Annotated in this window: 4 protein-coding genes and 1 tRNA gene; 2 read left to right on the top strand and 3 right to left on the bottom strand. The window is 47.4% G+C overall.

Annotated elements, in window-relative coordinates:
* Nucleotides 1–231 precede the first annotated feature (231 nt).
* Together L1S32_RS04980 and L1S32_RS04975 are read left to right on the top strand one after the other, a co-directional pair.
* Entirely contained in the window at nt 232–384 is a 153-nt protein-coding gene (locus L1S32_RS04980; protein ID WP_278156658.1) for a hypothetical protein, read from the top strand.
* Nucleotides 385–551: 167 nt separating this feature from the next.
* Nucleotides 552–1,118, top strand: coding sequence for a tyrosine-type recombinase/integrase (locus tag L1S32_RS04975; protein ID WP_278156657.1), 567 nt, complete (start codon nt 552–554; stop codon nt 1,116–1,118).
* Nucleotides 1,119–1,364: 246 nt separating this feature from the next.
* On the opposite strand, the gene L1S32_RS04970 is transcribed toward L1S32_RS04975, so the two are convergent.
* From L1S32_RS04970 to L1S32_RS04960, 3 genes are all read right to left on the bottom strand, one after another.
* Nucleotides 1,365–11,276 (bottom strand): kelch repeat-containing protein, encoded by a 9,912-nt coding sequence (locus tag L1S32_RS04970; protein WP_278156655.1) that lies wholly within the window; start codon nt 11,274–11,276, stop codon nt 1,365–1,367.
* Between the two features lie 1,726 nt (nt 11,277–13,002).
* Nucleotides 13,003–13,074: transfer RNA gene (locus L1S32_RS04965), tRNA-Thr, on the bottom strand.
* Nucleotides 13,075–13,225: 151 nt separating this feature from the next.
* Nucleotides 13,226–13,522: a DUF3467 domain-containing protein gene (locus L1S32_RS04960; protein ID WP_278156653.1), complete on the bottom strand. Its 297-nt coding sequence runs from the start codon at nt 13,520–13,522 to the stop codon at nt 13,226–13,228.
* Nucleotides 13,523–13,544 lie beyond the last annotated feature (22 nt).

The raw sequence follows: 13,544 nt of genomic DNA, 5'->3' as shown, positions 1-13,544 counted from the left end.
CATCACACATCGTTCCGGATGAGGTGACTAGATAAGAGCAGTGTTCGGTTCTGTGCGTCCTTCGGGTAGAGGAATATTGAAATCTCCCGGGGGGTTTGGCAGACGCATTCAATTGTCCGCAGGAAACTCAGGATGGTTCCTGCATCAGGGTATCATTCAGTTTGGTCAGTATCACGATAATTGTCGTCAACGTTTTGGAGTGAATGTGCATACCTGGATCTGAAAAACACTATGTCAATAGCTGATGGTGTGACCTTTCAGCAGATGGATATCTTCTCTGATGTATGGGACGTTGAGGTCAGGGATATTCTGGTTCTGATTGTGATTGTCCCAACCGCAGCAACCCGTTCGTTCGGCATTTCATTCATATCCGGAATCTCATAAGGTATGTCGTTGAAATCTTTCATAAATTCAGACAATGTTACCGTTTTGTCCTAAAACGGTAACTTGCATTCAATAACCCTGAGTTCTTAGCGGTCCTCATTGGTCTCTCCCTATTTTTCAACAGGTTCGTTCAGTGTTATATTTACCATAATAACAAAAGGGTTACTATGTCACTGTTAAAAGCAGACACACGAATTCTCACGCCATGGGAATATTCCAAAATTCGAAATGAAATGAAGAGACAGCAGAAGATCTATTTTGATGGTCTAATGTTTACAGGAATGAGATATGAAGAATTTCTACGCTTTCTGGACAAACCCGAATGGTTCAACTTGGAACGCTCAGTTATTCATCTCCCTCGTGAGGCATCGTTGAAGAAGAAACGGAAACAACCTGAACGATATTTTCAATTGTCAAACTATGCCCTTCCCATCATTGAACGACTCTATGATCAGGAACTTCCGAGATTGACCCGACAGGGATGGAGAAAGATCCTTCTCAAAGCAGCCAGTGGGGCTGATATTTCAACAGATGGCATCACACCTAAGATGACACGTAAGACATGGGAATCATGGTTAGTGTGCTGCTATCCAGCTCTGACGATGCAGATTGCACTGTCACAGGGCCATACTAACATTACAGCTATGAATCACTACCTGAACCTTTCATTCAGCCCATCTGAAAAAGAAGAGATGAAGAAGTATGTCAATGGATTTGGTGGGGTTTCTATTTGATAGGTGCAGACATTTCCTTAACATATTTATTTCATTCAAAATCATTCACAATGGCCTGAAGGTGTTATCATCTCCTGTATCTGTTTTATGTAATGAACACAATTAAACGCTAACTATCAATTCGAGACCTTACTGGTTGGTCCGATGGTGATGGGTTGAGTGGGAATAACGAAGGGTGAATTTGAGATTTATATTCATTGGATATTGACGATTTGCCATTACTTTCAAAAAAGTGAATGAAATAGACTATACTTTCACCACAAACCATGCGTCCCGCAGTCCCACATTATATTGGGCAATGAACATCGCATCACCGATATCGATGGCACCGTTCCGGTGGACATCGGCTCGTTCAAATTCGTCCGTATTTATCTCTGGGACATCCATAATCCCAACAACCGTTTTGAGCACACGCAGTGTGTCAGCCTGATTCACCGCTCCGTCATCATTGGCGTCTCCAAAAAGGAGCGGTGCAACCCTGATGTAGTCAGTCTTGGCACAGGTATCTTCACCGCCATTAACCGAGAGAGTTACTGTATATGTGCCAGATTCTGGGTAGATATGTACCGGGTTTTGTTCAGATGAGGTTGAGTTATCGCCGAATGTCCAGTTCCAGTTAGTAGTATCACTGGTCGAGGCGTCGGTAAATTGGACCGTAAGTGGGGCAGGACCGAACGTGCGTGCGCTGGCGAAAATCGCGGTTGCTGTAATTGGACTAACTGATACGTAGTCAATTTTTGTGGTTTTACTGCTGCTGCCTGCATTTGTTGCAATGAGTGTCACGGTATAGTTCCCAGGTATCGAGTATGTGTGAACAGGATTCTGTTCCAATGAGCCAGCGGTTGTCAAACGCAACACATCGTTCTTATAACCGGCACTATAGCCACCCAGTAGCACAACACTGGAATCGGGTAGAGCAACACTGGTGTGACCATATCTTTGTGCCAGATTAGCGCTTGTGGCAACCTGCGTCCATGTTGCCCCCATATCCGCCGATCGCCACGTGTCACTATTCACGCCATATCCTCCCTCCAGGATGATGCTGCCATCGGGAAGAACAGCACTGCTATGATCTTTTCGTGCCGTCCACTTGGCATCGGAGGTCATTCGTGTCCATGTTTCCCCCTTGTCCGTTGAACGCCAGACATCATTCTGAGAGCCGCCGCTGGAATAACCACCCATCAGGACAATGCTTCCGTCAGGAAGCACAACGCTGGTATGGCCATATCGTCCTGACCACTCAGCATTGGCTGCCATTTGTGTCCATGTTTCCCCCTTGTCCGTTGAACGCCAGACATCATTCAGATAACTGGCATCATTACCACCCATTATGACAATGCTACCATCTGGCAGAACAACGGTGCTATGATCATAACGTTCTGACCAATCGGCATCAGCAGTAACGTGCGTCCATGATGCCCCATTATCCGTCGACCGCCAAACGTCATTCAGAGAGCCACCGCTGGAATAACCACCCATCAGGATGATGCTGCCATCAGGAAGCACGACATTGCTATGAGAAGAACGGGCAGACCAACTAGCATGGGCATTTGTTCGGGTCCAAGTTGTACCTGTATCTGTCGACCGCCACACATCATTCAGATAACTGCCGTCATAACCACCCACCAGAACAATGCTCCCGTCAGGAAGTGTAACACAGCTATGATCTTTTCGTGCCTGCCAATCGGTGCAACCTGAAATCTTGGACCAGGGAGCTGTAAACTCCTCATCACCGAAATACCATGTCCAACAGGTAGGATCGCCAGTCGATTCATCAGTGAAAGGAACCGTAAGTGGCACCAAACCTGACTGGGGCATGCCATTGAAAGCAGCGGTAACAGATGGGTGTATTTTCTGATTCACTGAAATGTAATCACTTTTTGCGATTTTATTGCTGCCACCTGCATTTGTTGCAATGAGTGAAACAGTATAGTTCCCTGGTGTTGAATAGGTGTGAACAGGATTCTGTTCTGACGATCCCACGGTCGTCAAACGCAACACATCGTTCTTATAACCACCGCTATAGCCTCCTATCAGGACAACACTGGAATCGGGTAGAGCAACACTGGTGTGGCCATATCTTTGTGACAGGTCAGCGCTCGTGGCAACCTGCGTCCATGTTGCCCCCATATTCGTCGACCGCCACGTGTCACCATTCACAGCATATCCTCCCTCCAGTATGATGCTGCCATCGGGGAGTACAACACTGCAATGATCTTTTCGTACCGTCCACCTGGCATCGGAGGTCATTCGCGTCCATGTTGCACCCTTGTCCATTGAACGCCATACGTCATTCAGAGAACCACCGCTGCCGGAACCTCCCATCAGGACGATGCTACCATCGGGTAGCACAACGCTGCTATGAGAAGAACGGGCAGACCAATCTGCGTTGCCAGTCATCTGTATCCATGTTTTCCCTTTATCCGTTGACCGCCAAACGTCATTCAGATAACCGCTGCTGCCAGAACCACCCATCAGGACAATGCTGCCATCTGGCAGCACAACGCTGGTATGATCTTTTCGTGCTGACCACTCAGCATCGGCGGTAAGGTGCGTCCACGTTGCTCCCTTGTCAGTTGACCGCCACACATCATTCAGATAAACGCCATCATTGCCACCCATCAGGACGATGCTGCCGTCGGGCAGCGCAACGCTGCTATGAGAAGAACGGGCAGACCAAGCGGTTTTGGCAGTTATTCGAGTCCATGTTATACCAGCATCCGTCGATTGCCAAACATCATTCAGACTGCCGCTGCCACTAGAACCACCCATCAGGACAATGCTACCGTCATTGGGTAATACAACACTGCTATGATCTTTTCGTGCTGACCATTCGGTATCTGCGGAAATCTCTGACCATGGTTCTGTGAACTCTTCATCACCGAAATACCATGCCCAATTGGTAGGGTTTCCTGCTGATTCATCAGTGAACGATACATTAAGTGGGCTAGAACCTGATGTTGGAGTGCCGGTGAAAGCAGCGTTGGCAGGTGGGATAACTGTCGGCTTCACTGATACGTAGTCACTTTTTGTGATTTTGCTGCTCCCACCAGCGTTTGTTGTAATGATTGAAACAGTATAGTTCCCTGGTGTCGAGTAGGTGTGAACCGGATTCTGTTCAGATGAACCAGCGGTCGTCAAACGCAACACATTATTCTTATACCCCCCGCTATAGCCACCTAATAACAGGATACTACAGTCGGGCAAAGCAACGCTGGTGTGGCCATATCTTTGTGACAGGTCAGCGCTCGTGGCAACCTGCGTCCATGTTGCCCCCATATTCGTCGACCGCCAGGTGTCACCATTCACATTATAGCCACCCACTAAGATGATGCTCCCGTCAGGTAATGCAGCGCTACTATGATCTTTTCGTGCATTCCAAGCAGCATCTGCGGTCATTCGTGTCCATGTTGCTCCCATATCCACTGATCGCCATACGTCATTCAGATATGTACCATCATAACCGCCCACTAAGATGATGCTCCCGTCAGGAAGCACAACACTGCTATGACCATATCGTCCTGACCACTCAGCATCAGCTGTCATTTGGGTCCATGTTGAACCTTTGTCTGTGGACCTCCAAACGTCATTCAGAGAGCCACAGCTGGAATAACCACCCATCAGAACAATGCTGTCATCCGGTAGCACAACGCTGCTATGCTCTTTTCGTGTTGACCACCTGGCATCGGCGGTAAGGTGCATCCATGTCACCCCCGTATCTGTCGATCGCCACACGTCATTCAGATAACTGCCATCATAACCACCCATCAGGACTATGCTGCCGTCGGACGTCACGACACTACTGTGAGAAGAACGGGCAGACCAAGCGGCATCAGCTGTCATGCGATTCCACGTTGCACCGCCATCTGTTGTTCGCCAAACGTCATCCAGAGAGCCACCGCTGGAATAACCACCCATCAGAACAATGCTCCCACTTGGAAGAACAACACTGCTATGATCTATTCGTGCCGGCCAATCGGCACTACCGGTAATCTCTGTCCATGGTGCTGTAAACTCCTCATCACCAAAGTACCATGCCCAGCTGGTGGGATCACCTGTCGATGCATCTGTGAAAGATACATTGAGTGGTGTAAGACCTGAAGTGGGTGTGCCGGTGAAAGAAGCGGTGGTAGGTGGATGAATTGCCGGGCTAACTGATACATAGTCATTCTTTGTGATTTTACCGCTGCCACCTGCGTTTGTTGCAATGAGTGACACCGTGTAGGTGCCGGGTGTTGAATAGGTGTGAACCGGATTCTGTTCTGAAGAACCAGCGGTCTTCAAATTCAAGACATCGTTCTTGTACCCACCGCTATAGCCACCCATCATGACAACACTACAATCAGGCAGAGCAACACTGGTATGACTATATCGTGTCATTTTAGCATTAGTGGCAACTCGCGTCCATGTTGCCCCCATATCCGTCGACCGCCACGTGTTATCACCTGATATTACGATGCTCCCATCGGGAAGTGCAGCACTGCTTTGATCTTTTAATGATGTCCACTTGGCATCGGCAGTCATTCGTTTCCATGTTGCCCCTTGATCTGTTGACCGCCACACATCATTTCCACTGCCGCCCATGAGGACGATGCTTCCATCGTGCAGTACAACACTACTATGGCCACTCCGTGCCGACCACTCAGCATTGGCAGTCATCTGTGTCCATGTTGTTCCATGATCTGTTGAACGCCACACATCATTCAGAGAGCCACTACTGCCAGAACCTCCCATGAGGACGATGCTTCCGTCAGGAAGCACAACGCTGCTATGATCTTTTCGAGCAGACCATTCGGCATCGGCGGTGAGATGCATCCATGTTTTTCCCTTGTCCGTTGATCGCCACACGTCATTCAGATAATTTCCATCATAACCGCCCATCAGGACAATGCTTCCGTCGGATAGCGCAACGCTGCTATGTGCATATCGTTTGGACCAACCAGCATTTGGACTCATTCGTTTCCATGTTGTACCGAAATCCATCGATCGCCACACATCATTCAGAGAGCCACTACTGCCAGACCCCCCCATGAGGACGATGCTCCTATCAGGGAGTAAGGCACTGCTGTGCTCTTTCCGTGCCGACCACTCGGTATCGGCGGTAGTCTCTGACCATGGTTCTGTGAACTCTTCATCACCGAAATACCATGCCCAATCGGTAGGATTTCCTGCTGATTCATCGGTGAATGAAACATTTAGTGGGCTAGAACCTGTTGTGGATATGCCGGTGAATGCAGCGGTGGAAGGCGGGATAATTGTCGAACTCACTGATATGTAGCCACTCTTTGTGACTTTGCTGCTGCCATCAGCATTTGCTGCAATGAGTGACACGGTATAGGTCCCTGGTGTCGAGTAGGTGTGGACGGGATTTTGTTCAGATGAACCAGCGGTCGTCAACCGCAACACATCATTCTTGTATCCACTGCTATAGCCACCGAATAACAGAACACTACAGTCGGATAGAGCAACAGTAGAGTGGCCATATCTTTGTGCCAGGTCAGCGCTCGTGGCAACCCGTGTCCATGTTGCCCCCATATCCGTCGACCGCCATGTGTCACTAGTTACACCAGATCCACCTACAAGGATGATGCTCCCATCGGAGAGTGCAACACTGGTATGATCTGTTCTTGCCGACCACTCAGCATAGGAGGTCATTTGAGTCCATGTTGCCCCCATATCTGTTGATCGCCACACGTCATTCTTATTGCTACCACCCATCAGGACGATGCTGCCATCTGGCAGAACAATGCTGCTATGGCCACTCCGTGCCGACCACTCAGCATTCGCAGTCATTTGTGTCCATGATGAACCCTTATCTGCTGATCGCCATACGTCATTCTTATAACTGTTACTGCTATAACCACCCATCAGGACAATGCTGCCGTCAGCCATTGCAACACTGCTATGGTCCTTTCGTTCCGACCATTCGGCATCAGCGGTAACGTGCATCCATGTTGCCCCCTTATCCGTCGACCTCCAGACATCATTCAGAGAGCCCCCACTGCCATAACCCCCCATAAGGACAATGCTGCCGTCTGGCAGTATGACACTACTATGAGAAGACCGTGCCGACCAAGGTGCATTGGTGACAACGCTTTTCCATGTGGTACCATTATCCGCCGATTGCCACACATCATTCAGATAACTGCCGCCATAACCACCCATAAGAACAATGCCACCATCGTGCAGTGCAACGCTGGTATGATCTTTTCGTGCCGACCATACTGAACTGCCGGCAATCTCTGACCATGGTGCTGTAAATTCCTCATCACCGAAATACCATGCCCAAGTTGTGGGGTTTCTAGTTGATTTATCTGTGAAAGATACATTGAGTTGTGTAGGACCTGACGTGGGTGTGCCGGTGAAAGAAGCTGTGGGAGGCGGATGAATCGTCGGGCTAACTGATACATATCCACTCTTTAAAATTTTACTGCTGCCTCCTGCATTTGTTGCAATGAGTGATACCGTATAGTTTCCCGGTGTTGAGTAGGTGTGGACAGGATTTTGTTCTGTTGACCCGGCAGTCATCAGCTGCCATACATCATTCTTATATCCTCCGTAAGATCCACCCATTAGCACAACACTACAGTCAGGCAGAACCACACTGGTGTGACAAGTTCTTACCAGATTACCGCTTGTAGCTATTTGCGTCCATGTTGCCCCCATATCTGTAGATCGCCACGTGGCACTACCAATCATGACAATGCTCCCATCGGGAAGTGCAACACTGGAATGACTATTTCCTGGAGTAAAAGGGGTCACGGAGGTTATTTTTGTCCATGTTTCCCCTTTATCCGTTGATCGCCATATATCATTCAGAGAGACTCCACTGCTAGAACCCCCCATCAGGATGATGCTACCATCGGGAAGCGCAACGCTGCTTTGACCAGATCGTGCCTCCCACTCGGCATTCGCAGTCATTTGTGTCCATGTTGTCCCCTTATCTGTTGATCTCCACACATCATTCAGACAACTGCCATCATAACCACCCATAAGGACAATGCTGCCATCCTGGAGCACAACGCTGCTATGATCTTTTCGTGCAGCCCACTCGGCATCGGCAGTAACATGCATCCATGTTGTCCCATTATCCGTTGACCGCCAGACATCATTCAGATAACTGCTATCAAAACCACCCATAAGGACAATACAGCCGTCGGGTAGTATAACGCTGCTATGAGAAGAACGTGCAGACCAACCGGCATTGGTTGTTACGCGTTTCCACGTTGTACCAGTATCCATCGACCGCCAGACATCATTCAGAGAGCCACTACTGTCAGAACCCCCCATCAGGATGATGCTCCTGTCAGGAAGCAAAACGCTGCTATGATCTTTTCGTGCCGACCAATCGGCGTTCTCAGTGATCTCAGACCATGGGGCTGTAAACTCCTCGTCACCGAAAAACCATGCCCAGCAGGTTGGATCGCCGGTTGATTCATCTGTGAATGATACATTAAGAGGGCTGGAACCTGATGTTGGCGTTCCGGTGAAAGCAGCGTTTGGAGAGGGATAGATTACTGGAGTGACTGATACATAGTCACTCCTTGTGATTTTGCTGCTGCCGCCTGCATTGGTTGCAATGAGTGATACCGTATAGTTCCCTGATGTGGAATAGGTGTGAACAGGGTTATGTTCTGATGAACCGGCGATCGTCAAGCGCAATACATCATTCTTATATCCTCCGCTAAGACCACCCATTAGTAAAACACTGCAGTCGGGCAAAGCAACGCTGGTGTGATCATATCTTTGTGCCAGTTCATCGCTTGTGGCAACCTGCGTCCATGTTACTCCCATATCCGTCGATCGCCATGTGTCACTATTAATTCCAGATTGACACACGATGATGATGCTATCATCGGGCAATACAACGCTGCTATGACCTGAATAAGCTGCCCACTTGGCATTGGAAGTCATTTGTGTCCATGTTTTCCCCTTATCCGTTGACCGCCACACATCATGACCACCACTGCCATAACCCCCCATCAGGATGATACTGCCGTCCAGCATCACAACACTGCTATGACCATATCGTGCCGACCACTCAGCATTGGCAGTCATTTGGGTCCAGGTTGTCCCCTTATCCACCGAACGCCAAACGTCATTCATATAGCTGCTGCTGCCATAACCACCCATAAGGACAATGCTGCCATCGGGCAGTGCAACACTGCTAAAGTCTTTTCGTGCCGACCACTCGGCATCGGCGGTAACATGCATCCAGGTCATGCCGTTATCTGTCGAACGCCACACGTCATTCAGATAACTGTTGTCATTGTAATAGCCCCCCTCAGTTCTAAAACCCCCCATGAGGACGATGCTGCCATCCGGCAGCACCACTGTGCTATGTTCTTTTCTTCCTGACCAACCGGCATGGTCTGTCGTTTGTGTCCATGTTGAACCGTTATCGGTCGATCGCCATACATCATTCATACAACTGCCGTAATAACCGCCATAATTGGGGTCATAACCACCCATCAATACAATGCTGCCATCGGGAAGCACAGCACTGCTATGACCCGAACGTGCTGACCATCCGGCACTGGGGGTAATCTCTGACCATGGTACTGTAAATTCCTCATCACCGAAATGCCAAGTCCAACGGGTGGGGTCACCGGTTGATGCATCGGTGAACGGGACAGTAAGCGGGACAGAACCTGATGAGGGCGTGCCGGTGAAAGAAGCGAATGCCAGCGGGTGAATTGTCGGACTCACTGATATGTAGTCGCTTTTTATGACTGTACTGCTGCCACCTGCATTTGTTGCAGTGAGCGACACCATATAGGTGCCGGGTGTCGAATAGGTATGAACCGGATTCTGTTCTGATGAACCGGCGATTGTCAATCGCAGCACATCATTATTACTGTCACCGCCCATCAGGATAATGCTACAATCTGGCAAGGCAACACTGGTGTGGTCATATCGGTGTAGTTTAGCGCTTGTGGCAACCTCTGTCCACGTTGCCCCCATATCCGTTGAGCGCCAAACAGCGTCAGATATATAACCGCGGTTATAACCACCCATCAGAACAATGCTGCCATCTGGCAATGCAACGCTACTATGATATGTTCGTGCTGTCCACTTGGCATCGGAGGTTATTCGTGTCCATGTTGCACCCATATCCACCGAACACCATACGTCATTCATGTAGTCACTGTGTTTACCACCCATCAGAACAATGCTGCCATTGGGGAGAACAACACTGCTATGACCAGATCTTACCTCCCACTCAGCATTGTCAGTCATTTGTGTCCATGTTGCTCCCTTATCTGTCGACCGCCATACGTCATTCTTGTAGCCGTTTGCATCATAACCACCCATTAGGACAATGCTGCCATCGGGGAGCACAACACTGCTATGATCCTTTCGTGCTGTCCACTCAGCACTAGCAGTCATTTGTGTCCATGTTGCACCCTGATCTGTTGATAGACACACATCATCCTTGTAACCGCTACTGCTATAACCACCCATCAGGACAATGCTACCATCAGGGAGCACAACACTGCTATGATCACTGCGTCCATACCACTCAGCATTGGCAGTTATTTGCGTCCATGTTGCACCTTGATCTGTCGACCGCCACACGTCATTCAAATAGCCGTAATAGCTACCGCCATAACCACCCATTAGGACAATGCTACTGTCGGGAAGGAAGACACTGCTATGTCCACGACGTCCTAACCACTCAGCACTGGCAGTTACCTCTGACCAAGGCGTAGTAAACTCCTCATCACCGAAAAACCAGGCCCAATATGTGGGTTCACCGGTCGATTCATCAGTGAAATGGACAGTGAGAGGAACAGTCCCTGATGTAGGTGCACCGGTGAATTCTGCGGCAATATTCTCTGTATTTCCATCAAAATATTCAATTTGACCACTTTCAAAAAAATGGTCATTATTTTCCTTGATTATGGAAACTGAGCCTTCCTGCTGCACAACCATATTGGCTCCCCAGAATGAAGAATTGCCAGAGGTATTTTCTTCGGGATATGGAACCTGAGATATAAGGGTTGGATTATTTTTAGTGTCAGGAGTGACTTCGGTTTCCACCAGAGATCCATTGTCCTTTTCAAGCACATCCCCATTTGTTAGTTCAATCCTGTCGCCAGTAGTACTCATTCTCACAGAATCGATCTGTGTTTCTTCAGCTCCAACACCTGGCACTATGGTTCCCACCATTAGGATACACAGCAGAACAAATATGAGGAAGGCAGATCTACCCGATGAACGGACCCATAATTGAGATCCGATTTTATCTTTTTCAAATTTTTTCATAAAAACATCACTCCTCGGAATTCGTTTTATATGATACATTTCCCTAGACATTACTTCAAACAAAAAGAAAATCAGGCTTTATTATTGCATAGATTTCATTAGATTCATTATAAATCTCATAATCTCTAGAATCAAAGATTACCGTAATCAACATAAATTTGGCCAACAGAAGAAGAATCTGTTTTATCGTCATCGTATAACACAACATTTGGATGCCACAATGGATTGACGCTACCGCTACCCAAAACGAGAACTAGTTTTTAACTGAGATTACTGAATGGTATAACCAGTTATACTGATGTATCAATAATCGTCTCATTCTGGAAAGCCAGTTGGTAATGTCTCATGGGGCAGCCAATATATATGCAATGGATCGATGGCTGGCATAAACATTCCGTTTTTGTTGGATATTTTGCAATTACATTATATAATGAGAAATTTGAATTAAAAACCCTAAAATCAAGTGAGAAACCAATTTAAAGATGAATAATGGTCTCTAAAAATGACATTTCATCCCTTAGAAAGCAAGCATCATAAATCATGAATCAGGTTTCAGGCCACTTCACCGGCGCAAACTCCAGGACAGGGATGAACTCTATGTCGAACTGTATCCGCCCAAAAACAGAAAAATAGCAATAAGCAGCTAAAACTCATGTGGCAAATCGATATTGATAGCTTCAATCAGGATATCCGGCGTATGGGGAATCCTTCCATTACTATTCTAAAGAGATCTACCTTCCTCCATGTGAAATTCACACCCTGCTCTCCTATGGGCAGAGCGTGCCCATGGCTTGGACAGAGGGAACAATCCAACCCCATGGGGCCGTCGTGTCATCACAACGGTCATCGGGCAATGTATTATTAAGCTATATCTCAAGCATGAAAGGCCGCAACCGTTCAACCTGCTCATAGGTCTCTTCGCTTTTTTGGGTTTTCTATAAGGGTTTTTTGGTATTATTAAAAATCACGGGCATTTCACTATCAGGTATCGTAACAGGGGGGTGGACATCCCAATTCGCAATGCAAGAGGGAGAAAAATAATCTTCATCTGTCTGATTCTGATCAGATATGCTCCCCAATTCCCCATGCTCCTGTCTAAAAATTTTCACAAAAACACTCCCTTCTCTTACACACCCTCGTGTAATGTACATATTTGTACAAAGAAAAGGTCCATTTAATCGCGTAAATTTTTTGGGCGAGATCAGAGACCAATACCCTCGCGCTCATGATGAAATGACTCTACCGAATGATATCAGTTTATTTCCGATTTTGAGTGGTTCCAAAATTATGTGGTTTGATCACTGCCGCATCCTATCTTTCGTTTTTGATTTTACCGCTGTACTACAGTTGATCTTGCGACACAACTTGTTCACACGATGTGAAAAAATGCCGTATTGTTGCTTAATATTGATATATGTGTCAAATATGCCGATATTTTGATCAAATACAAAGCCGCCCGGAATATAAACAAACATGATGTTTCTGAAAACTGTGTGTTGCCAGGAAAAGATCCATTCTCCTGCAATAGTTTCAAATATGATTGGATATACTAGTATTGTTAAGGGTTGACGAACAAAAAATAAGGCCAAATCTGGCTCCATACCCCGATTCGGGAAGCCGTTGGAGGGATTTGAACCCCCGACCTGCTGATTACGAATCAGCCGCTATACCTCTAAGCCACAACGGCACTCTGTTTGGAACAACCGGCAAACCAGTAACAGGATATTATTGGATTTACCAGATGCCTACTGTATTTGACGCTGGAAAATAATAAATGTGGTGTTTCAATATGGATTTTTAGAATGAAATTGGTGTGATATGGATGTTTGTGTGTCTGATCAGGAGTACCCGCGAATCGTAACATTCGGGTCTTCCTGCTTTTCCGGATTCTCTGTCTTGATTTCATTGAATTTGCCCTCGAAATCCTGCACACTCTTCTGAAGCACCTGTGCGAAATTTTTGGCGTGTTTCGGGCTGATTGAGACAATTGCTTTGGCACGGGCCTGATTTGTTCCCGGAAGTTCGTGAAGGAAGACGAACGTAAACTCATCGTCTTTATAGGCAACCTGAATCCGGTTCGCATAGACCGGATCCAGATCATTTGGAATATTCACTGCAATTTCCCTCTTTGTCATACCATTATTTATATGCGGCTTG

This window comes from Methanogenium sp. S4BF (assembly GCF_029633965.1).
Lineage (GTDB): Archaea > Halobacteriota > Methanomicrobia > Methanomicrobiales > Methanomicrobiaceae > Methanogenium.
The sequence above is the reverse complement of the archived record's forward strand: the minus strand, read 5'-3'. Positions and strand labels throughout refer to the sequence as shown.

Bases quoted from the DNA above. Each gene is read 5' to 3' on its own strand.
- L1S32_RS04980 (WP_278156658.1), top strand. From the start codon at position 232: ATGTCAATAGCTGATGGTGTGACCTTTCAGCAGATGGATATCTTCTCT.
- L1S32_RS04975 (WP_278156657.1), top strand. From the start codon at position 552: ATGTCACTGTTAAAAGCAGACACACGAATTCTCACGCCATGGGAATAT.
- L1S32_RS04960 (WP_278156653.1), bottom strand. From the start codon at position 13,522: ATGACAAAGAGGGAAATTGCAGTGAATATTCCAAATGATCTGGATCCG.